The organism is Myxococcales bacterium (genome assembly GCA_012517325.1).
GTDB lineage: Bacteria > Lernaellota > Lernaellaia > Lernaellales > Lernaellaceae > JAAYVF01.
In genome coordinates this window covers 1-23,895 of record JAAYVF010000030.1, presented here as the reverse complement: position 1 = coordinate 23,895, position 23,895 = coordinate 1, and the positions used below count along the sequence as shown (strand labels likewise).

Genomic DNA, 23,895 nt, shown 5'->3' with positions numbered 1-23,895 from the left:
CGGGCGATGCTTTTGCGTTTCATTCCATCGGCAAAACAAGCAGCGTTTGCAGAATGCCGACATCTTCCCATTTCAATTCGTTGCGCCCGCCGAGCGGATAGCGATAACCCATGTTCAACAGGCCGGGCAGATGCAGCCAGGCGAGGGGAAAACCGATTTGCGCCGCGATGTTGTGCGATTCGCCGTCCAGATAAGCGTAATTGGCCTTGAAAAATTTCTTTAACGAGCTGTCCGCGCCGACCATCGGCTCTTGCCGATAATCGTAGACATAACCGACGCCGAAAGTGAAATAGGCGAAAGAGAAAATGGGGCCGGCCAACACGTCGACCTGCAAACCCGGAGTCAGGGTGTAGGAATCGTCGCTGGATGACAGGTCGATGAACCGGTCGTCCTGCGCCCGCAAATCGATCAGCCAGGGGTCGAGGTCGGCGTCCGGTTTACGCCAGGGGGGCGACTGCCGGCTGCTGGGCAGGTAATAGGCGACGCTGCCCTCAGCCCAGTAGCTGAGCCAGGAAACGGGCTTGGGAAAACGAAACTGAAATACCTGGGTCAGCTTCGGCGCCCACGAGCCGTTGCCGACATCGACCTGCGCCCCCAATCCGAATCGTTGCGCCTCACCCGGATCGGCCAACCGGCCGGTCGGCGCCATGATTGCGCCCTGGGAGGCGATCAGCAGGTACGGCGTGTCGTAATAAATCCAGGAAAGCCCCATCTCCAAATCGCCGGACGACCAATCGCTTTCGTACCGGTGATCGGTCATCGGCCGGCCGAGGCGTTCCAGCAGCCGGAAGGTCTCGCCGGCCGTTTCGCCGCCGACTTGGGCGCTGGTTCCCGGCGAGAACTTGTCTTCCAACCACGCCTGTTGTTTGACGAGGGGAAAGTTCAGATAGAAGGTCAGGTTGTCGACGACGCCGAAACTGAGCTGCAGCATCAGGGTTTCGAGCCGGCCGTTGACGTGGGTCCGTAAATCCAGGAATTTGCCGCCGCCGCCGAACGGATCTTTCAAATGCAACGGACGGATCGGATTGGCGATATGGCCGTCATCACGGTAGGCGGAATCGTAACGGCGACTGAGGTAATCCAGGCGAAAGCCGAGGGTATTGGCCGGCAACCGTTCGACGAGGTCGCCCCAGAGCAGGCGGTCGTCGGTCCGGGCCATGTCGGCCGCGTGGTTGACGGCGCGGCTGTAATAGCTGAGCGGCGAATCGTCGGCCGGCGGCTCTTCGGCGGCTTGCGCACCGCCGAGCCCGATGCCGCCCGCGGCGGCAAGCAACAACCACAAAAGCAGCCGGCTGACCTTGGCCATCTCCTACCGATCTTGCGCCAGCAAACCGACAAACGCATCGTAGATGATTTGTCCGGTCTGGGGGCCGCAACTCATGGACCGTTCGTAGCTGTAAACCGGGTCGCTCCACTGTTCGGGCATCATGATATAACCCAATTCGTCGTTCGCCAAACTGACGACGAACGGCACCTCGGCGTAGGGCAGCGCGTCCTTCAGGCGCAGCGACAGCGACGGCAGCGCCTCGCCGGGCACCGTGGCGAAATGGGCGCCGCCGATCCGCAGGTAATTCACTTCCGAGAAAAAGTGATTGTCGCGGATCTGCCGATCGGTGGTCGGCAGGATTTTCACGCGAGCCATGGTCGTGAGTAGGCCGTTGCGCATGGGGATCTCGACTCCGACGCTCTTGACGGCGATCGGGGCGTACGTGACGCGCGGTTTGTCCTTCACCGCGCCGACGGCCAACTCGGCCAACCGGTCACCCAGCCGATCCATCCAGGCGATGCGTTGGTCGAGGTCTTTGTATTGGGGACGCACGTCGAACCGGCAGATGCGCGGTGAAATCATGCCGCCCAGGCCGCCGTTGAGAAAAACACCCGTGCCGCCGCCGCGTTGCTCGACGTACTTGTAGAATCGGCCCGGATAATCGGCGCTGATTTTCTTATTGATGTCCAGCAGCGTTTCCGCGTGGCAACCCCAGTTTACAATGGTGGCCAATGGGCGGCCGTCGAGCCGTTCGAGGCGCATCACCCCCAACCGGCGGTCGATCGGCCCCGCGTTGTGCGGGAACCAGAGGTTGCTGGACCATTCGGATTCCATTTCGGCCTGGCCCAGCGCCAGCCGCACGGGTTCGGCGCGGCGAATCGCCTCGTCGACGCCCAACGCGATGGCCTGCAGGGTTTTGTCGAACCAGTCGGTATCCACGCCGCGCTCGACGGGGATCAGCAAACCCGGCCCCCAATAGCCGATCGTGTCCGGGCCCTGGTGGTTGTGCGTACTGGCGAACTGGATGCGTTGCGGGTGTTTCGCCGTGACCAGCGAACGCAGCCGCTCGACATCGCTGGCCGTCATGCCGACGAAATCGGCCGCAACGATCACGACCGCCTCGCGGCCGTCGTCCAGGTAGACGATCCGCGCCGTGACCGGATCGAGCACGCCGCGGCTCTTGCGCATCTGCCCGAACCCGGCGATCCAGGCCTTGCGGTCGTAGGGCGTGACGTCCACCACCTGGACACCCGCCACCAGCACGTCGTCGGCGCGCCGTTCGTCCATGACCCGGTCGAACAGCTTGGGCACCTCGATCGGGCGGTATTTCTCCAGCGGCACCCCGGCGATTTGCAAGCTGCAACCGATGGTCAGGCAAAGCAACGCCCCTGCCGCGATGAGCATGAATAGTTTTCGCTGTCGCATGAATCAAACCTGTCTTGTTTACAGTTCGGCGATCACCGATTGCAACAACTGAATGGCTTCCCGGACCCATTCGAGCGCCGGCCGCAAGCCGGCGGAAGTCGGTTCGCGGAACGCCTGGCCCAGGTCCACCGCGTCGACGCCCGCCAGATCCAGCAGATCGATCAGCGCGGTCAGAAAATGAAGGTCCAGATAGTTGAAAAGCGGATTCAATTCCTCGAGATGGAACGGATAGCCGTCCGCGAAATCCACCTTCAAGGCGCGGCAGATGTCGTGCACGATCCAAGCCAATCGGTAATCCATCTCCACCACGCCCGGAATGATCAGCGGTTCCGGGTCGTTCCAGCGGCCGTCGCCGTTTTCATCCACGTAGCGAATCACTTCGTCGCTCTGATCGTCGGTTTCCGCCGCGACCATTTCGATCAGCTTCGCAATGTTGCCGAAGATCATGCCGATCTGCGTGCCGGACTGCTCGACGTTGTCCGCGCCCTCTTCTTCGTCCAGCGTCAGCGCCTCGCGGTAGATCGGATCGTTCAGAATCGTCGCGATCAGCGCGTCGGCCTCCGTCAGCCAGTCCGCGATTTCGTCCCACCATTCGTCTTCGGTTTCATTCGCGAACAGGTTGATGGCGCCGCCGCTCGCCGACAGACCGAGGCCGGCCAGCAGGATCGGATTCACGTCGAGATTCAACCCTTCGAACAGGTAAAAGATCGCGTCCATTCCCGAGAAGACGGAGGCGAAGAAATACAGGTCGCTCTCGTCGTGATAGCCGGAAAACACTGGGTGCAGGAAGGGGTCCAGCAGCGCGACGGAGTAGTAGTCGAGTTCGAACAGGAAATCCGGGTGATCCTTGAGCGCTTCGATGTCGTAGGACATTTCCTCGCGGATCGGCGCCCAGAATTCGGAAATCAGTTCGCCGACCGTATCGCCGACGTGGGCAAAGCATTTTTCGCGGCCCGTTTCGCAATCGTCGGCCGCCATGAAACAAGCCAATTCGCCCGCGTAATACAACTGGGGACACTGGTCGATGCACTCCGCGACGCGAAAGTCCGGCGCGAGCAGATACCCGCAGGAGGAAAAGCGGACGCACGCTTCGGCGCAGGTTTCCCGGTCGGGCGGCAGCATCATGCCGAAGCAGCGATCGAAAAGCAGCTCGCAATCGGCGGCGGCGACGATGCACTCGCGGGTTTTGTCATCGTACGCGTAAACCCCGGTCGCCAGGCAGGTCTGGTAGTCCATTTCGAGCCGATCCAGCAACCCGCACGAATCGAGCTGCTGGCAGACGGCGCTCGCCTCTTGCTCGGAAATATCGGCGTCCGTCTGGCCGGAAAAGAGGGTGACCACCAGTTCGGCGGTATCGACGAACTGCAAGACATCGGCCAGGATGATCCCGTAGCGCGCCTGCAGGTCGCCGCCGCGGATTTTCAAGGCTTCGCGAAAGGCCAGGTAGGCGCGGGCGCCGTCGCCCTGGGACAGGTACTCCTTGCCGCGTTCGATCCACTCGCCGAGCGAGGGTTTGTCTTCTTTTTCCTCTTCGCAAGCCGGCAGCATTCCCCCGAGGAGAAACAACAGCAAAATGAACGCCAACCAGCGCGCCTGACGCATCTTGGACCTCGAACGAAGGCAATGGGTTGGACGGCGCCGTCACCCGGCGCCGAAAGTCCCGTAATTCCCGCCGCTAGCTTACCGATCACGGAAAATTTTTGTCAAGGCCGAGTCGGGGAACCGGTATCGAATAAGAGCGAAAAATACGGGATTTTCGCGGACGGACAGACAACCCCGCCGGCGGACCGGCGGCGGATTAATTCGGCGCCGGTGACGAGAATTTCCACATACCCAGCCGGCGATTGCCGAAGCGCCGCTGGTTTTCGGCGATGATGTCGCGGTATTCGCGCAGCGGCGTTTGCGCCATTTCTTCGGGCAGGTCGTTCCAGAGTTGATAGCCCGGCCGGCCGATCCGATCCTGGCGCAGATAGGCGTAAACCCCCAGAGCTTCGGCTCTTTTCTTCGCCGCGGGCGCGGCGGCCGGCAACCAGCACAGCCGGTAATTCGCCGCCAATTCCGGATAGTTGTACATCGTGTATTGCTGTGGATTGAGCATGGTTTTGTGCATCCAATTGCGGAGGCCGTCAGGCGACTTCGCGAACAAGGCCGGCAGTTGCAGGATGATTTCCGGCTGCTGCTCGAACACGTAACCGTAATCGTACTTTTCGTGGCCGACGACCCGCTGCCCGGTGGCAATCGGCAGATGCGCCAAGTGCAAATCCGTCAATCCCATCAGGTCGAGAATCCGCCGCTCGGAGTAAAAACCGAAAGCGCCGATCGGAATGGTCGCCACCGTCGCTTCCGCCGGCACCGCCCGCCGCGCCGCCGCGCCGGCGATCACGTAATCCTCAACGGCCCGCTGCAACAACTTGTGTTGGAACATGTGCCCCGGCGGAATCAGGTTGGACCAGACCGCCAGAACCGCGACGACGATCGCCGCCCATAGCCAGGGGAGCGAGCCGGGCGCGGCCGGTTTTGCCGCCGCCCGCCGGTCGGTCCAGAGTTTCCAAACCGCCAGCACCACGAACGGATAAATCGGCAACAGAAAACGGCCGAACGCAAAATAGTCGCCGCCGACCCAGATCACGTAAGCCAGCAGAACGGCGATCAACCCCAGCGCCAGCCGAAGCCAGCGCGGCCACCCGCGGGCGGAGCGACGCTGCCGGATCAACTCGACCGCCAAAACCAGCGGCAGAATTCCCGAAGCGATCGAACGGGAAACGTAGATCAAACCCGAGGCGATCAACCCGCCGGTCGTGCCCACCTTCGCGTAAAACGTGTTGGGCAGTAGGTAGCCGAAATAATGCCAGCGCCAAAGCCAATAAAGCCCGAACAACCCCCAGGACGCCGCGAAATAGACCGCTGCCCGGTTCGCCCGCCGCCGGTCGAACGGCCAGAGCCAGGACGCGCCGAGCACCAACCCGATCAGCACTCCTTCGGGATGCAGCAGGCCGGCGGCAAACGTCAGTAAGCCCGACAACCAGGGCCGACGGTCGTTTTCGTATTCGTTCAGATGCGCCGACCAGGCCGCCACCCACAAAAAGGTGAAAAGGACCGTTTCCATGCCGGACCAGGCCCAGATGACCAGCGGCGTGCATAGCGACAGGTAAAGCACCGCGAACCACTCGGGCCGGTCGGGCGCGAGCGGGCCGCGTTCGCGGTCGATCCGCCGCCAGACGAGCGCGACCAGGCCCGCGCCGGCCGCCAGACCGAGTAAAATCGACCATAGCCGCACGACGTTTTTTCCGAGCAGGGTGAAGGGCGCTATCAACAGCAACTGGCCGAAACTGGTATAGCCCTCCACGCGCTCGCCGGGGTTGAACGAAATACCCCGCCCGTGCATCAGGTTGTCGGCGTAACGATAGGTGATGTAGGCGTCGTCGACCGGCGTCGCCGCCCGATAGAAAAAGCCGGCCGCCAACAGAAGAAGAAAAGCCAGGAAAAAAACGCGCCAGGCCGTCAACATCCGGCGACCGGATCGTTTCGACCCGTTCTCGCTGGATTTGGTGGATTCGTTATCGGTCATCGCTAGCTCCGGCGCGCCGTGAGATCGGCTCCTGTTTGTAAGGTCTGGCCGGTGAAAGTGTCAATCCTCATGAAATCCGGCGGCTGTGATGACGCGGCGCGGCGCGACGTTCGGCGGACCCCTGGCGAAATGATTTCACTTTGTTACACTAGCGCCGCATTCCAACCAATCGGCGGAGCGGACCTTGGAGTCTTTCTCCGCGGAGGCGTTTACCGTGAAACGGCTGCATCCGGGTCGGGCCGCGCGCGAGGTGGGCAACAGTTTCGTCCACGCCTTTGCCGGCCTGATTTACACCATGCACTCCCAGCGCAACATGCGCTTTCACATCTTTTTCGCGATTTTCGCGATGGCGTTCTACACGGCCTTCGACGTTCCCTTCGCCGAACGCGCCATTCTGATGATCGTCATCTGCCTGGTCCCCGCCTTCGAGATCATCAACACCTCCATCGAATCCCAAATGGATTACGTCGGCCAGGAACAGCATATTCTGCTCAAGCGCGCCAAGGATACCGCCGCCGCCGCGGTGCTGGTGATGGCCCTGTTGTCGATGGCGATGGGCGGCTACATCCTGCTGCCGCGCTTTATCGAATACTTCCGCCAGCCGGAAACCGCCTCGTGGACGGAGACCGGCATCCGGGTTTCGCTGGCCACGACGACGCTGGGCAGCCTGCTCGCGTTTTGGACGCTACGGTCGTTCCGTTACGTCTTCAAACCGCTGCTGGCCGCCGCCTCGTTCTTTTCGGGAATGGGCGCGATGGCGCTGTGCATCTGCGGCAGCGACCCTTCGGCGTACGTCGCGATGACGTTTTTGATCATCCTGGAGCTCAACGCCTTCGCCCGGCTGGCGTTGGAAATGCGCATCGAGAAGGCCTGGGAAGAGCCGAACATCTCGTTCGACACCGCCGGCTTTCGGATCATCCTGCCGTTCGTGATCATCGGGGCGGTGGTGGGCGGCTATCTCGGCTGGGGTCCGTTTTCCCAATTGTGCCGCTGATCAGCGGCCGGTCAGCGCTTCCCATAAAATGTGCGGAAATTCGCGGTAGGTGCGGCGCTTCAGCGTCACATAGCTTTGGCGGCCGTGCGCCAGGTCGCCGGAGATTTGCCGCAAGGAGCGGCTGCGGCCGAGAAACCACATCGCCAGATTCAGCATTCCCGACCGGTAGAATTTGGGTTGCATCCGGGCTGCCTTGGCCAACTCGGGAATGACTTCGAGCCGCAGGCGCAGTTCATAGGCCGGCAACACGCCCTGCCGGATCGCGTCGGCGGCCAGAACGCCGCTGGCCAGCGCATACGAGATGCCCTCGCCCGTGGTGACGTCGCACAAGCCGGCGGCGTCGCCGACCAGCAACCAATCGGCCCCCGCGAACCGCCGCGCCTCCGGGCTCCAATCGCGAATCGCCGGCGCCGTCCAGCCGTAAGGCTTGCCCGACTCGACCTCGACTCCCGGCAGATAGTCGGCCGCGAATTCGCGCATCGTCCGCCGCACGAGAGCCGGATCGAACCGCTCGGCCGGCAATTCCATCCCGAAGCTGGCGTGGTCGGGCCGGGGAAACCACCAGAGGTAACCGCGCTGTTCGGGGAAAAAGCAGGTGATGATTTCCGGCGCGAACCGGCCGGGAATGTAGCGGCCCATGGTGAACGCCATTTCGCCGCGCGTGAATTTGCGGCCGAGGTATTTGGCCAGCGGGTCCTGCATGCCGGCCGCGCCGACCGCGATGTCGGCCGCGTGATCGTTGATCTGCCAACCGCCGCCGGCCAGCGGCTTGACCTCGCGCACCGGTTCGCGGATCAACGCCGCGCCGGCCTTCACCGCTTCGCGACGCAAAGCGCGATCCAGTTCGCGCCGGGGAACGACGAACAACGGCGGTTCGAGATCGAGCCCGACCTCCCGGCCGCCCTGGCAAAGGATGCGCCAGCGCCGGACCTCGTTCCACGGCAATTGCAGCTCGTGCAATTCGGGCAGCGCCGCGAAAGCCCGGCCGGTCAGGCCGCCGCCGCACGGCTTTTCGCGCTCCGGATCGCGCTCGTAAAGCAAAACCCGTACGCCGCTCCGCGCCAGCCGCCAGGCGCAAACCGCCCCCGCCGGACCGCCGCCGATCACCGCCACCGTCAGATTCGCCGCCCGCATGCCCGTTACCGCACTCCCTCAGTCGCGACCGCGAAAGCGGCCGCGTTCGCGCCAGGATAGTCGCCTGCCGGCGACCGTCAATCGGCGATTAAAAACTTTGCGGCGCGACGGGAATCTCGCGGTAAACGTCCGGATCGTGCGCGGGAACGATCCGCACCTCGGGCGCCCGTTCGGCCAGCCGTTTGAGGCGGAACAAGGTATCCCAGGCCGCGTCCGCGTCCTCCAGGTATCCCGGCAGGATCATTTCGCGGATGTTGCGCATCGTATAGGCGGCGTCGCCGACCAACAATACCGGGCCGTGCTTGGTGCGCACGTAGACCCCGAGCGATCCCTTCGTGTGGCCCGGCAACGGCACCAGCACCACCGAACCGTCGCCGTAGACGTCCCGTCGCCCGGCGAAAGTCAGAAACGGCGGCGTGCCCGCGAAGTCGATCTCCTCGGTCTTCAGGGCGGCGGGGAAATCCTCGTTCCAGAAGCCGTTGAACAGGCTCCCGTGACGGCCGTCGTCCAGGGTGGCGCGGGTCAGGAGAAAGGACGAATGCAAAAAGGCGCGGTTCGCGCCGGTGTGATCGAAATGCGCGTGGGTCAGAATGACTTTCTTGACGGCTTGCGGATCGATCTTCAGCGCCTCGAGGCGGTCCGGCACGCCCCAGCCCGGTTGCATGATCAGGGTGCGCAAGCGGCTCCGGGCCAGCCAGGCCGTCGTTTTGCCGAGGTAGACCGACGGATTGGTGGCCAGCGACGGCGCCATGCCCGTATCGACCAGGGCGTATTCACCCTGGCGTTCGATCAAATAGACCGGAATGGGAATGACGATTTCCTTGCTTTCGTCGCCACCCGCCAGAAAGTGGGCCTCGTTGCTGCGCGACCAACCGGTCAGCATGGGCATCAACCGGTCGACGGCAGCGCCGTCGGCCGCAGGCGCGTACGGCGGATCAACCGGCGCGACGTCCAGTTTCGGGTGATGGTAATAGTTGCCGCAGGCCGCCGCGGCCAAAAGCAGCAGCAGTCCGGTCCACCTCACTCGGCGGCGCATTGATTCACGCATTCGAACAACTCCACGCAATCGCTGCCGTAAAATTCGTAACATTCGAGGGCGCAGATCCAGAAGGTCATCTGGTAATCCTCGCAATTCGCCTGCGCCTCGGCGGCGGTCAACGGCTGGTTGTCGACCGACAGATCGAAATGGCATTCCTCGTACCACTCGGCGACGAAGGCCGCGCAATCGGCCGGATCGTAGGGCGCCTCGGGCGGTATGGTGACGTCGTCGTCATCACCGGTGTCGTCGTCGGCGGCATTGTCGTCATCGGCCGCCGCGTCGTCGTTGTCGTCGTTGTCGTCATCATCGTCGCCGCAGGCATAGACCCCGAGCCACAACAAAGCCAAAACCAGCATCCAGGAAAGAACAATCCGTTTCATGGTCCGCCTCGCCGTGAGATCGAACGAAATGTATCACAACATAAAACGCGAGGCGAACGCGGCGCGAGAACAAAGCGGCCCGCCCCTGGCACCCTCGGATCGAGCCGCTGAAAACGCCGCCTCCGCTTCGTGAAAGTCACCGAAAAATCATTGACGGCGCGCGCCTTCAGAGATTAAGATGTCATTGGAACGGCAACGACCGAGAGGAGGAAAAGACAGTTCGTGGAATTCATCGATAAAGCCCGCCAAATAGCCAATCTGGCTCTCGAAAAAAACGCGGTTGACCCAGTTATCATGCATGTTTCGAATCTGTGCTCGTACACCGACGCCATCGTCATCTGCCATGGCCGGTCCACCCGCCAGGTGCAAGCCATCGTTTCGCACCTCACCGCCGAGATGAAAAAACGCGGCGAATACGCGTTTATCGTCGAAGGCGAAAAGGAAGGCTTGTGGGCGCTGGCCGATTACGGCGACGTCATCGTGCACGTCTTTCACGAGCCGATGCGTTCCTATTACGATCTGGAAGGCATCTGGCCCGACGCCCCCTCGATTGACATCAAGGCCTAGGCGGCACAAGTTTTAATCAAATTCATCCTGCGAAAGGGAGTCTGGCCCATGAACTATCCCGTGACACCTCGTCTGCACCTGATCGCGCAGTTGGCCAACCGGAAACCGAATCTCGGCAAAATCGTCCTGCTGATCATGGACGGCCTCGGCGGCATCGCCAGCGGCCCCGGCGGCAAGACCGAACTGGAAACCGCGCAAAAACCCAACCTCGACCGCCTGGCGCGCGCCGGTTCGCTGGCCGGGCACGATCCGATCGGCCCCGGCTTCACCCCCGGTTCCGGCATCGCCCACCTGTCGCTGTTCGGCTACGACCCGCTGGTCTACGAAATCGGCCGCGGGGTGCTGGCCCTGTTCGGCGCGCGCTGCTTCGACGCCGACGTCATGCAGCCCGGCGAGGTCGCGGCCCGCGTCAATTTCTGCGCCGTCGAGGAAAAGGACGGGCGACTGATCGTCACCGACCGCCGCGCCGGCCGCATCAAGGACGGGCCTGCGTCCGATCTGGTCGACCTACTCAACGCCCAGATCAAGGTCGACGGCGTGTCGTTCAAATTCTGGCACAGCAAGGAACACCGCGCGGTGCTGCACCTGCACGGCCAGGGCTGGTCGGGCAACCTGATCGACACCGACCCGCAGGCCACCGGCGTCGCACCTCTCGATCCGGCCCCGACGCCCGAGTTCGCCGCCGATCCCGCCGCGCGGAAAACCGCCGCCGCCGTCGCCGAAATCCTGCAAAAGGCCCGCGAAGCCCTGAAGGACAAGCACCCGGCGAATTTCATCCTGACCCGCGGCTTCGACACCTACAAGGAATTCCCCCATTTCACCGCGCAGACCGGCATGAAGGCCGCCTGCATCGCCGCCTATCCCGATTACCGGGGCGTGGCGCGGCTGCTGGGTTTCGAGGTCGTGCCCAACGCCGAGGACATCGCCAATCGCGGCAAGCCCGCCGGCGAACGCGCCGAGATCGCCATCGCCTCCGAGTTCGACACCCTCGAACGGGTCTGGAACGACTACGACTTCTTCTTCATGCACATCAAAAAGACCGACAGCTACGGCGAGGACGGCAATTTCGACGCCAAGGTGAAGATCATCGAACAGGTCGACGAACAAGTCGCGCGGATCGAAAAGCTCGGCCCGGCGGTACTGGTCGTCACCGGCGATCACTCGACGCCCGCCGCGATGAAAACCCACAGCTTCCACCCGGTGCCGGTGCTGTTTCACGGCAAACTGGTGATCCCGGACGACCAGGAAACGTTAGGCGAACGCGCCTGCGCCCGAGGCGGCCACGGCCGCCTGCACGGCACCGACCTGTTGCCGCTGATGATGGCCTACGCGGGCCGGCTGGCCAAACTCGGCGCCTGATTCTAGCCCGGAGGAGCATGGTCCACGCGCTGCTCTCGACGCACGTACCCGCCTGGCGGCGGCTGGCGCGGGGCGTCGTGGACCTGCTTTATCCCGATTTGTGCCCCTGGTGCCAGCGCGTGCTGGCGGCGGACGAGGATCCCCTGGCCTGCCCCGACTGCGCCGCTTCCGTCCTCCGGATCATCGCCCCGTATTGCGCCACCTGCGGCCTGCCGGTGGACTCCGGCGAGGGCGTACCGGCCTGTGCGCGCTGCCTGGAAGATCCGCCGGCGTACGATCACCTGCGCGGCGTGGTCGTTTACGGCGGGCGCGTCGCCGCGGCGATCGCCAATCTCAAATACCAGCGCCGGCTGACGTCGGGTTACGCGCTGGCCGGGGTGCTGTACCGCGCGATCGACCTGGGCATCAACTGGACGACCTACGACGCGATCATCCCGGTGCCGCTGTTCCCGGCGCGCTTCCGCCAACGCTGGTTCAATCAGTCGCTGTTCCTGGCCGCCGCCCTGCCCAACGCCGAACGCCTGCCGTTGCGCCCGACCTGGCTGCGCCGCGTCCGCGATACCGTCCCGCAGGCCTCGCTGTCGGCGGTTGAACGTGTCGCCAACGTCAAGGGCGCCTTCGCCGTCGCGCCGGGCGCCCCGCTCGCCGGCAAGCGCCTGCTACTGGTGGACGATGTCGCCACCACCGGCTCGACCCTCCACGAGTGCGCCCGCGTCTGTAAAAAAGCCGGCGCCGCCGCCGTCGACGCCGTCGTCGTCGCCCGCGCGAAGGGGTAAATTAGTCTCGTCAAGAAACTTCTTTTTTGCCTAATTTTATATTGCCTAATAGCTTTTTTCAGGTATATTGATCCTCACCATCACGGACACACAAAAATACAACAACGAAAATGAGTGGGGAGGACGCAATGAAACGGTTGTTGGTGTTTTTGGTTTGTCTGGTGCCGGCTTATGCCTGGGGCGCCATCGGTGAGGGAACCACCTTTGAAGCCGGGCCGGAGTGTATCGTCCTGGGCGAGTCGACCCATTTCACCCTGACCGTCAATTACCTCAGCCCGGACGCCGAGCGGCTGATCTTCGCGCAATTCTGGACCGGCGATTTCTGGGATATCACCGCCGTGCAGGACCCGGCGCCGGTGGAGATTCCCGGCGCGTGGAGCCATCAGGTGAACCCGGCCGGCAACGTCATCAGTTGGCAGTTCGCCGCGACAGCCGGCGGCGGCGGCGATGTCGGCAACGGCCATTCCATCAGCTTCACCTTCGACGCTTCGGCCGTTATCCCGACCGACCTGGACGTCTTGATGTACATCCAGGGCGACACCAACGGCGCCGAGCCGCACTACAAGAGCTGGCAAACCACGTTCACGATTTGCGGCGATGACGACGACGATGACGACAATGACGATAACAACGACGATAACGACGACAATGACGACAATGATGACAACGACGATAACAACGACAACGACGACTCGGCCGACGATGACGACGATGACGACGCGGCCGACGACGATGCGACTGACGATGATGCAACCGATGATGATGCAACCGATGATGATGCGACCGATGACGACGCCGCCGATGACGACGACGACGCGGGAGGCGACGACGATGCCGTTTCCAGCGACGACGGTTGCGGTTGTTAAAACGCATTTTGCCTTTCGGCCGGCGATGCATTATCCTTCCCGCTTCAACACTTTAAGGAGTCGAGAATGGAAATCCGTCGGATGATCGTTCTGGCGATGGTGCTCACCCTGGTGATCGGCGGGGTGGCGATCGCGAAAGAAGTGAAAACCGCCAGCGGTTTGATTATCAACGACTTGAAAGTCGGCACGGGCGCCGAGGCGAAAGCCGGGATGACGGTGTCGGTCCACTACACCGGTTGGCTCTGGGTGAACGGCGCCAAGGGCGCGAAGTTTGACAGCTCGGTCGACCGCGGCAAGCCGTTCAGCTTCCCGCTCGGCGGCGGGCAGGTGATCAAGGGTTGGGACGAAGGCGTGGCCGGGATGAAAGTCGGTGGCAAGCGCACGCTGACGATTCCGCCGGCCTTGGGTTATGGCGCGAACGGCGCCGGCGGCGTGATTCCGCCCAACGCGACCCTCTTTTTCGAGGTCGAACTGCTCGGCGTAAAATAGCGATCGGTATCGTCAAACCGGGGCGGCCCGTCGCGGCCGCCCTTTTTTTTCACCGCATTCGGCTCGTCGTTCAACGAATCCGCACGGTGAACGGCAAACCGGCGAAGGGGATGCCGGAAAATGCCTGCAACTCGACCCATTCGGCCAACTCCGTGGGCAGGCTCATCCGGGCCGAGCTCATCGACCACAACAAGCGCCAGGGGCTGGGCAGAGCGGGAACCTCGATCAGGCGGATCGGTTCGCCGGCCCGGCCGCCGGCGGCTTCCTTCGCCTCGCGCAAGGCATCGCCGATGCCGCCGTAAAGGTCCACTAGCTTGTTTTCCAGCGCCTGCCGGCCCGTCCAGACGTGGCCCTCGGCCAGTTCGTCGATCCGCGCCGGTTCGAAGCCGCGGCTTTCCGCCACCATGGCCTTGAACGATTTGTAGCTCGACGCGATGATCTCGCCCATCCGCTGCCGTTCCAACTCGCTGAAGGGTTGGGATGTGCTGTAGAGGCCTGCCGCGGCGCCGCGCGAATAGGCTTCCTGGCCGATGCCGAATTTTTCCAGCAGCCCCGCGATGGCGAATTTGCCGGCGATCACGCCGATCGAACCGGTCAGCGTGGCCCGCTCGGCCAGCAACCGTTTGCCGCCGACGGCGATCATGTAGCCGCCCGACGCGGCGACGTCGCCCATGCTGATCAGCACCGTTTTTTTCGCGGCCAGATTCTGCACCTCACGGCGGATCAAATCCGACCCGCCGGCCGCGCCGCCCGGGCTGTTGATCCGCAGCACCACGGCGCGGATCTTCTTTTCGCGCCGCAGCCGCCGCAGCAGCTTGACGTACACCGCCGCGCCCGGCGCGCCGCGCGACGGATCACCGCGACCCTCGCGGATCGTACCCGACAGATACAGCACCGCGACGCGCGGGGCGTCGATCATGACGGCGCGCGTCTGGTCGCGCTTCGTGCGGAAATGCCAGTACCGCTGCCCGCCGACGATCTTCCGTTCGCGTTTGATTTCCAGTTGCTTGAGCAGTTCGTCGCGATAGGCGAGCCGGTCGACCAGCCCGGCCTGCACGGCGCGTTCCGGCGGATAGGGGCCGTCGTCGATGATGGCGCGCACCTGGTCGGGCGTCTTGCCCAGCGCCCTGGCCAGCTCGTCGACGATCTGCGCGTACAGATCGTCCAGCAGGCCGTCGGTCATTTCGCGGGCCGCCTCGCTGGCGTCCCGGCGCATGAAGGTTTCGGCAGCATTCTTGAACTTGCCGGCGACCAGCAGGTCCGGCTGCACCGCCAGCTTATCGAGCAGGCCGCGAAAATAGCGGATTTCCATCCGCAGGCCGGTGATGAGCAGCAACGAATTGGGCAGCAGCACGCGCTGCTGGCAGTGCGCCGCCAGCAGGTATTCGCGCAGGCCGACGGTGTCGAGTTGGGCGATCAGCGTCTTGCCCGCCGCGCGCAGCCGGTCGAGCGCGCGGCCGATTTCCTGCACCCGGGCCAGGCCGGTGCCCAGCGGGCCGAGTTGCAGGATCACGCGTTTGACCTTGTCGTCGCTGGCCAGGTAATCGAGCAGTTCCAGGAGCCCGCGGTGCGTCAGCCCGGCCGGCCGGCGCAACTCGAACAGCGAGCCGGGCAGTCGCCGCTCGGGCACACCGCCGCGCAGATTGATCTCGACCGTGTCGTAGTCGGCGCGCCGCCAGGAGAAATTCAGGACGTGCCAATACATCGCCGCGCCGCTGCGCCGGCAAAAATTCCACAGGGAGCGTAGAGGGTTCACCGCGTCATCCTTTCGTTTTCACTTATTTCAGTTTGGCCAAATCGGAAACTTGACGCAAGTTGCCCCGCCCTCTTATTCTCGGGTCATGGCCGGACCGCCCTATCGCTATACATTCGGAGAACGTCTGCTGCTGCGCTTCGGCGTGCCGCTCGCCGCGTGGCTGATCAAAATCTGGAACCGCTCGTGCCGGATCGTGCACCGCGAGCACGAGGAGCGCGAACTGGCGGCGGTGCGGCAATACGGGGGCTGTATCTACCCGACCTGGCACCAGCGGATGTTTTTCTTTTTTTACGACTTCGGCGCGCGCCACGTGACGATGATGATCAGCCAGAGCAAGGACGGCGAGTACGCCAACGGGATCGCCTGGCGCCTGGGCTTCCGCTCGGTGCGCGGCAGCGGCACCCGCGGCGGGCACGAAGCGCTGCGGGCGCTGATCGACAAACTGAAAGAGGGCGGCGAGAAAGGCGGCATGATGGCCGACGGGCCGGTCGGACCGCCGCGCCGGTTGAAGATGGGCTCGATCGTCCTGGCCCGCGCCACCGGCCTGCCGATCATTCCGATGATGTACGGCGCCAAACGGCGGATTGTTTTCCACTCGTGGGATCGTTACTTTTTACCGGTACCGTTCACCAAAATCGTCGTCTTGCACGGCGAACCGGTTTTCGTGCCGGCCGACGCCGACGAAACCGAATGCGAGCGCTTGCGCCGGCTGATCGAGGATCGGATGAACGAAATGGCCGATCGCTGCGACGCGTGGTGGGGCGGCCGGCCGGTCGGCAAACCGGGGTACGATCTGCCCGTTTTCTCACCGCAGGATGCGGCCAGGAAGGATCGATGAACGAGGGAAAAGCCGGCAGCTTCCTCTACGTGCTGAAAATCGAGGCGCCCGCCTATCTGGCCGACGCCATCGCCGCCCATCTGTTCGACTTCGGGCTGCGCGGCCTCGAGGAACAGCCTTCCGGCGATCGCCTCTGCCTGCTGACCTACGGCGAGGACCGCCGCCAGATCGAACAGTACGCCTCGCTGGCCGAACGCTTCGTCGCGGGCGTGCGCGAATTCGACCCCGCCGCCGCGGCGGTGACGATCCGGATCGACGAACGGCCCAACGACGAGTGGGCCACTTCCTGGATGCAGCATTTCCGGCAAACGGCCATTACCCCACGCCTGGTCGTGCAACCCTCCTGGGACGACACGCCCGCGCCGCCGGGCGCCCGGCGGTTGATCATCGAACCGAAAATGGCCTTCGGATTCGGCACTCACGCCACGACGCAACTGGCGGCCCGCAGCATCGAACGCGCCTGCCTGGAGCGGCCCGCCTGCCGCGTGCTGGACGTCGGCACCGGCACGGGCATCCTCGCCCTGGTCGCGCTGCTGCACGGCGCCTGTTACGCCGTCGGCACCGACATCGACGAGGTGGCCGTCCAGTCCGCGCGCGAAAACGCCGAACTCAACGGCCTGGCCGACCGCTGCGAATTCACCGGCAAGCCGCTTGCCGCCATCGGCGGCCCGTACGATCTGGTCATCGCCAACATCACCGCGCCGGCCCTGATCGAACTGGCCGCCGACCTGACGCGGCTGACCGATCCGCAAGGGCAACTGGCGCTGACGGGCGTGCTGGCCGAGTTCAAGCGCGACGTCCTGGCGGTCTACGACGAACTGGGGATGCAACTTCGTTTCGAGGAAGAACAAGACGAATGGTGCCTGCTGGAACTGATCCGCGCCTGAGCCGCCACCCGGCCGCGCCTCTGGAAACCGGCCCGCTGTTGCTGTCCGGCCCGGTGGCGCATCATCTGAACCGCGTCTTGCGGGTCCGCCCCGGCGAAAAAATCCGCCTCTTCGACGGGCAAGGCCGCGAGGCCGAGGCGGTCGTCGTTTCGCGCGACGGCGACCGGGTGCGGGTCGAGGTCGGCGAGGTGCGGACGGTCCGGCGGGAATCGCCGTTGCCGTTGACGCTCGCTTTCGCGCTGTCGAAGGGCGAAAAACCGGAATGGATCGCCCAAAAATCCGTCGAGTTGGGCGTTGCGGCGCTGGTCGTCTTCGCCGCCCGCCGTTCGGTGGTTCATTGGTCGGCGGACGCGGTCGAGCACAAGCTGCGCCGCCTGCGCGAGGTCGTGCGCGGGGCCTGCGCGCAATGCGGCCGCACGGTCGAACCTTCCTTGCGATATGCCGACTCTTGCGGCGCGGCGATCGCCTTGACGGCGGACCGTCCGCTGCGCCTCGCCCTCGATGCCACCGCCGCCCGACCCCTGGCGGCCTTCTTGCCGCTCGACCGGGTTTTACCCGTCTGCCTGTTAAGCGGGCCGGAAGGCGGACTCGCGGCCGACGAACTCGAGGAACTGACCGCGGGCGGCTGGCGGACCGCGCGCCTGGGGCCGCGCATTTTACGCGCCGAAACCGCCGCCCTCGCCGCCGTCGCCCTAGTCCAGGGCCTCGCGGGCGACCTGGGAGCGCCGGCGGATGGCGAATTGCAGTAGATTGTTGATTCATGGTAGGATTTGCCATTATTTACCATCGCGGTCCAACATAACGGGAAGAGGCATAGCTTGAATTTTCAAGAGGTCGTCTCCCACGAGTACGGAATTTTCGCCGCCGCTCAGTATTTAAATGCCTGCTTGTATCAATTCGCCGAAAAAGCGACCGGCGAGGCGCGGAACGAGGCTTTTTTCATCCAAAAATCGCTGGATTTGTTGCTGCAGGGCGGTCTGCAATCGGCCGACCAGCATTTTCATCTGCGCCAGATCGTCGATCAGGCGATTTATCTGGCCAACCTTCACGATTCCGCCTGTTGCCAGATGCGGCCGTTCCGGCAATGGGTCAAGCAATGCCCGGATCTGGCCGTCCAGGTGAATTACACCCTGGCCGTCATCGATCTGGTGCTGGATGAGTTCGTCTGGTCGCTGACGATCGAGATGCAGGAACTGCGTTCCCTGCGCAAGAGCCTGCTGGCCAACTGGTCGATGTTGCGCGATCTGCGCGAATTGTCCGCCAAGGCGGGGGATGAAGCCGAGAATCTCGATTCCCTGAATCAAAACGTCGAACGCGTCATGGAACGTTGCCACACCCTGTTGGCGACTTACGGCGAAGCGTAATCCGGCGCTTTTTTCCAGCCCCCGTTTTTTCTTGACGCCGTCAAAACGGCAAGGGTAGCATGTGGCCGCCGTCCAAAGCGACCTTTCCCGCTGGATCCGTCAAAGGAGGAATCGGCCATGGCTGATGACAGTTATACCTTGCAAGCCAAGGTCGTCGAGGCTTTGCCCAACGCCATGTTTCGCGTCTTCCTCGAAGAACAAAACAAGGAAGTCATCGTGCGGACCGCCGGGAAATTGCGCAAACCGCGCCTGCGGATTCTGCTGGGCGACCGAGTGGATGTCGCCTTTTCGCCCTATGACGCCGACCTCGCCAACGGCCGCATCATCAACCGGCTGGAATAACCGCCGCCTTTCATTGCCGACCGTCGCCCCGGAATATCCGGCGCCCTTGCCAAATTTACGTCGCCGGAATAAAGCAAGCTGATTTCGCGGCGGGAAGCGCCGCCGAAGGAGAAAAAACGGCGAGATGAATTTCGTCATCTACGGCATCTTCATCCTGACCTACCTGCTGATCGCCTCGCGACGGCTTCGGGCGCTGCCCATCGGCCGGCCGGCCGGCGCGCTGTTGGGCGCGGTGCTGATGATCGCGGTCGGGGCGCTGTCGCCGCAGGAAAGCTACGCGGCGGTCAACCACGATACGATCGTGCTGCTCTTCGGGATGATGCTGCTGACGGTCTACCTGGAACGGGTCGGCTTTTTCGATTGGATCGCCCAATGGATTCTCGGGTCGTTCGGCACTCCCTGGCAATTGCTGTGGGCGACGGCCGCGACCTCCGCTTTGCTGTCGGCCTTTCTGGTCAACGACGCCGTCTGCCTGTTTTATACGCCGGTCCTGCTGGCGGTTTGCCGGAAATCGCGACTGCCGCTCGGGCCGTACCTGATCGCGCTGGCGACCTCGGCCAACATCGGCAGCGCCGCGACGCTCGTCGGCAACCCGCAAAACATGATCATCGGCAGCCTGAGCGGCATGCACTTCGTCGCTTTTCTGGCTTATTCCGCGCCGGCGGCCGTGCTGGGACTGCTCATCAACATCGGGCTGCTGCGCCTTTATTACGCGCGCCGCCTGCCCGCGACGCTGGCGAACGAAACGCCGCCGGTAAAGATCAACCGCCGCCGGCTGGCCATTGTGATGGGGGTGGCCGCGGCGGTGATCGCCGGATTTTTCGCCGGGTTCCATCTGGGCTACACCGCCGTGGCGGGGGCGCTGGTGCTGATGATTTACGAACGACGCGATTCGCGCGAGGTTTTTTCCCGCGTCGATTGGCCGTTGCTGGTGTTTTTCTGCGGCTTGTTCATCGTCGTGGCCGGCCTGGCGAAAACCGGGCTCATGGAGCGAATCTGGCCGGCGGCGGCGCCGCACCTGGCTCTCAACAACGCCGGCGGCCTGGCCTGGTTCAGCCTACTGATGACCCTTGGGTCCAACCTGGTCTCGAACGTGCCGATGGTGCTATTGACCGGCCCTTACTTGGGCAACCTGGGCGCCACGTCGCTGGGCTGGGTGCTCTTGGCCTTCACGACCACGATCGCCGGCAACCTGACGCTGATCGGTTCGGTGGCGAACATCATCGTCGCCGAACAGGCCAAGGACGTTTACCACCTCGGTTTTTGGGAATATTTGCGGTTCGGCGCGGTCTCGACGCTGCTGGTGCTCGCCGCCGGGGTGTCGGTGATCTATCTGTTGTTGGGGTAAAAAGCCGTCGGGGCCGTTCAGCCGTTGCTGGCTTCCCGCAAGAGCGCGGCCAGCTCTCCGCGATGCTGTTCGAGATACCGGCGCGCGTTTTCCTCGTCCACGCCCAGATCGATCAAGGTCGCCCCGATCAACCGCCGCGCCGCCAGACCGGTGATGCCCCGCAGCTCGCAGGTGAGCATGAGAATCGCCGCGCCGCGCAGCGGATCGCCTTTGCGATATTCCTTGCCGGTGCCGGACACGAGAGTTTCAATCCTCCGCGGTTTCGAACAACGCCTCGACGAAATCGCGCGCCTCGAACGGCCGCAGGTCGTCCATCCGTTCGCCGATGCCGATATATCGTACCGGAACGGCCAATTCGTCGCAAATGCCGACGATGCAGCCGCCCTTGGCCGTGCCGTCCAGCTTGGTCAGGATGATGCCGGTCAGGCCCAGCGACTCGTGGAAGGATTTGGCCTGCGAAATCGCGTTCTGGCCGGTGTTCGCGTCGAGAATCAGCAGCACCTCGTGCGGCTCCTCGGGCTGCACCTTGGCCATCACGCGCTTCACCTTTTTCAGCTCTTCCATCAGGTTGTGCTTGGTGTGCAACCGGCCTGCCGTGTCGACGATCACCACGTCGACGCTCCGGTTGACCGCCGCCTGTACCGAATCGAACGCCACCGCCGCCGGGTCGGAACCGGCCTTCTGGCGGACGATATCGGCGCCGACGCGCTCGGCCCAGATGGTCAACTGCTCGTCGGCCGCCGCGCGGAAGGTGTCGGCCGCGCCCATGATCACCGTTTTGCCGCTGGTGGTGATCATCTTGGCCAGCTTGCCGATGGTCGTGGTTTTTCCCACGCCGTTGACGCCCACCACCATGATGACGTACGGCTTGGCGGCGTCGAATTCCAGCGGCCGCTGGTGCGGTTCCAGGATTTTGCGGATTTCGTCCTTGAGAATGTCGCGGATCGCGGCGGCATCCTGTATCTTTTCCTCGCGCGCCCGCGTTTCGAGCGCCGTGAGCAGCTTTTCGGCGGTCATCGGGCCCAGGTCGGCGGTGAAGAGAATTTCCTCGAGTTCGGCGAAAAAATCGGCGTCGATTTTGCGGCCGCTGATCAGTTTGTCGATCCGGCCGACCAGGCCGCCGGCGGTTTTCGACAACCCGCGGCGCAACCGGGCGAACAGGCTGAGCTTGGGTTCGGGTTCCTCTTCGACGCCCTTTTTCCGTTTGGCCGGAACCGGGACTACCTCGATTTCCTCGATTTCCTCGGCGGCCGCGCCGGCGGATTCGAACGCATCGATGGCCTCGATTTCACCGTCCGAATCCAGGACGATTTCCAGCTCTTCCTCGACCGCATCCGCCACGTCTTCAATGGATTCGGCCTTTTTCGGGCCGGCCACCGGTTGCGGTTCACGCTCCGGTTCCGCGGCGACTTCCTCGACGGCCGCCTCGCCGGGCGCTTCTTCCTCGGCCAACAGTTCCGCTTCGATTTCGGCGTCGCTGAGTTCCGGTTCTTCCGACTCCTCGATTTCCTCCGGTTCGGCGACAACCGCCTTTTCAGCCGCGGCAACCGCCTCCGGCGCGGCGGCACGGCGATGCCGCACCAGGCGGATAACGATCCACAGGCCGATCAACAGCAAAACGGCGATGAGCGGCGCGGTGACGGTCGGATGGATCAGGCCGGTGCGCTCCAGGGCCTGATTGAGGGCGGCGAAAGTCGGGCCAACTTGGGGCCATTGAGTCGGGTCGTACAACGCGAAACCCCCGAAAATGGGTTATTATGGGCGCTGAAAGGTATCAACGGAGCCGGTATCTGTCAAGGCAAACGGCCCGGGGGGCCAATCCGGCGCCCGGTCGCAAATCCTCAGTTGCAACACCCGGCGACATCGGCTAGTTTTAGTCCGATTTAAGGAAAAATTCCAAGGGATGAGGATAGAAAAATGCGTCGAGTCGGGTTGGCATTGACGATTCTCTGGCTGCTAGCGGCTCTGGCCGGTTGCTCGAGCTGCGGCGGCAAGGAAAGCAAGCCGGTCGCCGCCGGTTTCGTGACCGGGTTTACCAGCATGGACGACCTGGTGAAAACCTATCTCGAGGCCATCGAAAAGAAAGATCCCAATCTGCTCAAGGATCTCATGCTTTCGCCGGACGACCTGGCCGCGCTGCAAAGCGGCAAGGGCCGCCAGTACTGGCAGGGCTATTTTCAGGTCGGCAAGCGGGCTTTCATGGAAAAGAACAAGGCGTTCATGGGCCAGAAACTGGAAATGACCCGCTACACGCCGGGCCGCGAGATCGCCTCGAAAGAAGCGGTGAAGGTTTATCGCGGCACGATGGTCTACTTCAAGATGCCCGACAACGACAAGGAATTCACCAGCGAGATCAACTTCATCATCGAGACCCAGGGCAAATTCAAGGTGCTCGGGTTCAAATACCTTTCCGACGAACTGAAGCGGCGCGGCGTCTTCAAAGACCTGGGCATTTACGACGGCGAGGCGAAATTCAAGGGCGTCGACGGCGTGAAAGATGTCGCGATCAAGGTGAAGAAAGTGAACAAGAACGGCGGCGAAAAACCGGGGGAAGAACCGGCGGAAGGCCAGGAATAAAGGCCGAGGTTTTCCCGTGCCGTCATCGTCGACCGAAACCGCTTTTATCGCCGGCGCTACCGGCTATACCGGGCGTGAAGTCGTGCGCCGGCTCGCCGCGCGCGGCATTTCCGCGATCGCTCATGTCCGTCCTGATTCCGACCGCCTGACCGAATGGCGCGAACGTTTCGCGGCGCTTGGCGCGACGGTCGACGAAACCCCCTGGAACGAAACCGCCATGACCGCGACCCTGGCGCGGCGGCGGCCGACCGTCATTTTCGCCCTGCTGGGCACCACCCGCGCCCGCATGAAGAACCTGAAAAGCCGCGGGGTCGATCCGCAAACCGGCAGCTACGACGCCGTCGATTACGGGCTGACCGCCCTTTTGCTGCGCGCCGCCAAAACCGCGGGAATCACCCCGCGCTTCGTTTATCTCTCGGCGATCGGCGTCGGACCCAAGGCGCGCGGCGGCTATTACCAGGCGCGCTGGCGGCTGGAAACCGAATTGCAGGCCAGCGGATTGCCGTTCGTCATCGCGCGGCCGGCGTTCATCAGCGGCCCGGATCGCGAGGAGTCCCGGCCGTCGGAACGGGCCGGCGCCACGATCTTCGACGGCCTGTTGACCGCGGCCGGCGCCGTGGGCTTGAAAAAGTTGCAAAACAAATTTTCCTCGCTCTCCGGCTCTGAACTGGCCGCGGCGCTGGTGAATCTGGCGCTGGCGCCCGATGCCGCGAATCGCGTTTTCGAGGCCGATGCGCTGCGTCAGGCGAGCGCTGACAAGTAAATCCGTCCCTTTCCCCGTCTGTTTATACTTAGGCAATATGTCCCCTCAACTGTGCAGCAAAAATGTCCCCTTGGTTACGTAGAGTTCGGAGCCGAGGCCTGATAGACCCACGTCCAGTTGGTTGTTCCCTTTCGATTTTCCGTTTTGCATCGGGCT

24 protein-coding genes are annotated in these 23,895 nt (G+C 63.4%); 14 read left to right on the top strand and 10 right to left on the bottom strand.

The features are described 5' to 3' along the window. Window positions 1-19 precede the first annotated feature (19 nt). The 4 genes from GX444_06585 to GX444_06570 form a co-directional block, all read right to left on the bottom strand. A complete protein-coding gene (locus GX444_06585; protein NLH48255.1) occupies window positions 20-1,306 on the bottom strand; it encodes a hypothetical protein in 1,287 nt (428 codons plus the stop codon). Between the two features lie 3 nt (window positions 1,307-1,309). Next, the gene (locus GX444_06580) at window positions 1,310-2,692 is read right to left on the bottom strand and encodes a hypothetical protein (GenBank protein ID NLH48254.1); all 1,383 of its coding nucleotides are present in this window, start codon (window positions 2,690-2,692) and stop codon (window positions 1,310-1,312) included. 18 nt (window positions 2,693-2,710) lie between these two features. After that, the gene (locus tag GX444_06575) at window positions 2,711-4,294 is read right to left on the bottom strand and encodes a hypothetical protein (protein NLH48253.1); all 1,584 of its coding nucleotides are present in this window, start codon (window positions 4,292-4,294) and stop codon (window positions 2,711-2,713) included. A gap of 196 nt (window positions 4,295-4,490) precedes the next feature. Beyond that, on the bottom strand, window positions 4,491-6,260 hold the full coding sequence (locus tag GX444_06570) for a hypothetical protein (GenBank protein NLH48252.1): 1,770 nt from the start codon (window positions 6,258-6,260) through the stop codon (window positions 4,491-4,493). Window positions 6,261-6,474: 214 nt separating this feature from the next. Here GX444_06570 and GX444_06565 point away from each other — a divergent pair, with 214 nt between their 5' ends. Next, complete coding sequence (locus tag GX444_06565; protein NLH48251.1) at window positions 6,475-7,254, top strand: diacylglycerol kinase family protein; 780 nt, start codon at window positions 6,475-6,477, stop codon at window positions 7,252-7,254. Here the strand turns inward: GX444_06565 and GX444_06560 are convergent, their stop codons facing one another. From GX444_06560 to GX444_06550, 3 genes are all read right to left on the bottom strand, one after another. Beyond that, complete coding sequence (locus tag GX444_06560; protein NLH48250.1) at window positions 7,255-8,388, bottom strand: NAD(P)/FAD-dependent oxidoreductase; 1,134 nt, start codon at window positions 8,386-8,388, stop codon at window positions 7,255-7,257. Between the two features lie 88 nt (window positions 8,389-8,476). Continuing rightward, window positions 8,477-9,436, bottom strand: coding sequence for an N-acyl homoserine lactonase family protein (locus tag GX444_06555; protein ID NLH48249.1), 960 nt, complete (start codon window positions 9,434-9,436; stop codon window positions 8,477-8,479). Then, window positions 9,409-9,807 (bottom strand): hypothetical protein, encoded by a 399-nt coding sequence (locus tag GX444_06550; protein ID NLH48248.1) that lies wholly within the window; start codon window positions 9,805-9,807, stop codon window positions 9,409-9,411. Before GX444_06550 ends, GX444_06555 begins: the two co-directional genes overlap by 28 nt. Window positions 9,808-10,029: 222 nt before the next feature. Here GX444_06550 and rsfS point away from each other — a divergent pair, with 222 nt between their 5' ends. The 5 genes from rsfS (at window position 10,030) to GX444_06525 (ending at window position 13,864) form a co-directional block, all read left to right on the top strand. After that, complete coding sequence (gene rsfS, locus GX444_06545; GenBank protein ID NLH48247.1) at window positions 10,030-10,374, top strand: ribosome silencing factor; 345 nt, start codon at window positions 10,030-10,032, stop codon at window positions 10,372-10,374. A 48-nt stretch (window positions 10,375-10,422) separates the two neighbouring features. Next, entirely contained in the window at window positions 10,423-11,733 is a 1,311-nt protein-coding gene (gene apgM, locus GX444_06540) for a 2,3-bisphosphoglycerate-independent phosphoglycerate mutase (GenBank protein NLH48246.1), read from the top strand. 17 nt (window positions 11,734-11,750) lie between these two features. After that, window positions 11,751-12,509 carry a ComF family protein gene (locus tag GX444_06535; protein NLH48245.1) on the top strand — a complete coding sequence of 253 codons (759 nt, stop codon included), beginning with the start codon at window positions 11,751-11,753 and terminating at the stop codon, window positions 12,507-12,509. A gap of 128 nt (window positions 12,510-12,637) precedes the next feature. Continuing rightward, window positions 12,638-13,375, top strand: coding sequence for a hypothetical protein (locus tag GX444_06530; protein NLH48244.1), 738 nt, complete (start codon window positions 12,638-12,640; stop codon window positions 13,373-13,375). A 66-nt stretch (window positions 13,376-13,441) separates the two neighbouring features. After that, complete coding sequence (locus GX444_06525; GenBank protein NLH48243.1) at window positions 13,442-13,864, top strand: FKBP-type peptidyl-prolyl cis-trans isomerase; 423 nt, start codon at window positions 13,442-13,444, stop codon at window positions 13,862-13,864. A gap of 70 nt (window positions 13,865-13,934) precedes the next feature. Here the strand turns inward: GX444_06525 and sppA are convergent, their stop codons facing one another. Continuing rightward, complete coding sequence (gene sppA, locus GX444_06520) at window positions 13,935-15,620, bottom strand: signal peptide peptidase SppA (protein NLH48242.1); 1,686 nt, start codon at window positions 15,618-15,620, stop codon at window positions 13,935-13,937. Between the two features lie 49 nt (window positions 15,621-15,669). Here sppA and GX444_06515 point away from each other — a divergent pair, with 49 nt between their 5' ends. From GX444_06515 to GX444_06490, 6 genes are all read left to right on the top strand, one after another. Next, complete coding sequence (locus tag GX444_06515; GenBank protein NLH48241.1) at window positions 15,670-16,458, top strand: lysophospholipid acyltransferase family protein; 789 nt, start codon at window positions 15,670-15,672, stop codon at window positions 16,456-16,458. Then, complete coding sequence (locus GX444_06510; GenBank protein ID NLH48240.1) at window positions 16,455-17,345, top strand: 50S ribosomal protein L11 methyltransferase; 891 nt, start codon at window positions 16,455-16,457, stop codon at window positions 17,343-17,345. The genes GX444_06515 and GX444_06510 overlap by 4 nt, the downstream gene beginning before the upstream one ends. Further along, entirely contained in the window at window positions 17,318-18,094 is a 777-nt protein-coding gene (locus tag GX444_06505) for a 16S rRNA (uracil(1498)-N(3))-methyltransferase (protein NLH48239.1), read from the top strand. Before GX444_06510 ends, GX444_06505 begins: the two co-directional genes overlap by 28 nt. A gap of 69 nt (window positions 18,095-18,163) precedes the next feature. Beyond that, complete coding sequence (locus GX444_06500; protein NLH48238.1) at window positions 18,164-18,709, top strand: hypothetical protein; 546 nt, start codon at window positions 18,164-18,166, stop codon at window positions 18,707-18,709. A 117-nt stretch (window positions 18,710-18,826) separates the two neighbouring features. Next, window positions 18,827-19,051, top strand: a complete 225-nt coding sequence (gene infA, locus GX444_06495; GenBank protein ID NLH48237.1) for a translation initiation factor IF-1 — start codon at window positions 18,827-18,829, stop codon at window positions 19,049-19,051. 124 nt (window positions 19,052-19,175) lie between these two features. Beyond that, window positions 19,176-20,399, top strand: coding sequence for an anion transporter (locus tag GX444_06490; protein ID NLH48236.1), 1,224 nt, complete (start codon window positions 19,176-19,178; stop codon window positions 20,397-20,399). A gap of 17 nt (window positions 20,400-20,416) precedes the next feature. On the opposite strand, the gene GX444_06485 is transcribed toward GX444_06490, so the two are convergent. Together GX444_06485 and ftsY are read right to left on the bottom strand one after the other, a co-directional pair. Then, window positions 20,417-20,638, bottom strand: coding sequence for a hypothetical protein (locus GX444_06485; protein NLH48235.1), 222 nt, complete (start codon window positions 20,636-20,638; stop codon window positions 20,417-20,419). Between the two features lie 7 nt (window positions 20,639-20,645). Beyond that, window positions 20,646-22,013, bottom strand: a complete 1,368-nt coding sequence (gene ftsY, locus GX444_06480) for a signal recognition particle-docking protein FtsY (GenBank protein NLH48234.1) — start codon at window positions 22,011-22,013, stop codon at window positions 20,646-20,648. Between the two features lie 303 nt (window positions 22,014-22,316). Here ftsY and GX444_06475 point away from each other — a divergent pair, with 303 nt between their 5' ends. Continuing rightward, window positions 22,317-22,976 carry a hypothetical protein gene (locus GX444_06475; GenBank protein NLH48233.1) on the top strand — a complete coding sequence of 220 codons (660 nt, stop codon included), beginning with the start codon at window positions 22,317-22,319 and terminating at the stop codon, window positions 22,974-22,976. Window positions 22,977-22,992: 16 nt separating this feature from the next. Then, window positions 22,993-23,739, top strand: a complete 747-nt coding sequence (locus GX444_06470; GenBank protein NLH48232.1) for an NAD(P)H-binding protein — start codon at window positions 22,993-22,995, stop codon at window positions 23,737-23,739. Window positions 23,740-23,895 lie beyond the last annotated feature (156 nt).

Bases quoted from the DNA above. Each gene is read 5' to 3' on its own strand.
- GX444_06585 (NLH48255.1), bottom strand. From the start codon at position 1,306: ATGGCCAAGGTCAGCCGGCTGCTTTTGTGGTTGTTGCTTGCCGCCGCG.
- GX444_06580 (NLH48254.1), bottom strand. From the start codon at position 2,692: ATGCGACAGCGAAAACTATTCATGCTCATCGCGGCAGGGGCGTTGCTT.
- GX444_06575 (NLH48253.1), bottom strand. From the start codon at position 4,294: ATGCGTCAGGCGCGCTGGTTGGCGTTCATTTTGCTGTTGTTTCTCCTC.
- GX444_06570 (NLH48252.1), bottom strand. From the start codon at position 6,260: ATGACCGATAACGAATCCACCAAATCCAGCGAGAACGGGTCGAAACGA.
- GX444_06560 (NLH48250.1), bottom strand. From the start codon at position 8,388: ATGCGGGCGGCGAATCTGACGGTGGCGGTGATCGGCGGCGGTCCGGCG.
- GX444_06555 (NLH48249.1), bottom strand. From the start codon at position 9,436: ATGCGTGAATCAATGCGCCGCCGAGTGAGGTGGACCGGACTGCTGCTG.
- GX444_06550 (NLH48248.1), bottom strand. From the start codon at position 9,807: ATGAAACGGATTGTTCTTTCCTGGATGCTGGTTTTGGCTTTGTTGTGG.
- apgM (NLH48246.1), top strand. From the start codon at position 10,423: ATGAACTATCCCGTGACACCTCGTCTGCACCTGATCGCGCAGTTGGCC.
- GX444_06535 (NLH48245.1), top strand. From the start codon at position 11,751: ATGGTCCACGCGCTGCTCTCGACGCACGTACCCGCCTGGCGGCGGCTG.
- GX444_06530 (NLH48244.1), top strand. From the start codon at position 12,638: ATGAAACGGTTGTTGGTGTTTTTGGTTTGTCTGGTGCCGGCTTATGCC.
- GX444_06525 (NLH48243.1), top strand. From the start codon at position 13,442: ATGGAAATCCGTCGGATGATCGTTCTGGCGATGGTGCTCACCCTGGTG.
- GX444_06510 (NLH48240.1), top strand. From the start codon at position 16,455: ATGAACGAGGGAAAAGCCGGCAGCTTCCTCTACGTGCTGAAAATCGAG.
- infA (NLH48237.1), top strand. From the start codon at position 18,827: ATGGCTGATGACAGTTATACCTTGCAAGCCAAGGTCGTCGAGGCTTTG.
- GX444_06490 (NLH48236.1), top strand. From the start codon at position 19,176: ATGAATTTCGTCATCTACGGCATCTTCATCCTGACCTACCTGCTGATC.
- GX444_06475 (NLH48233.1), top strand. From the start codon at position 22,317: ATGCGTCGAGTCGGGTTGGCATTGACGATTCTCTGGCTGCTAGCGGCT.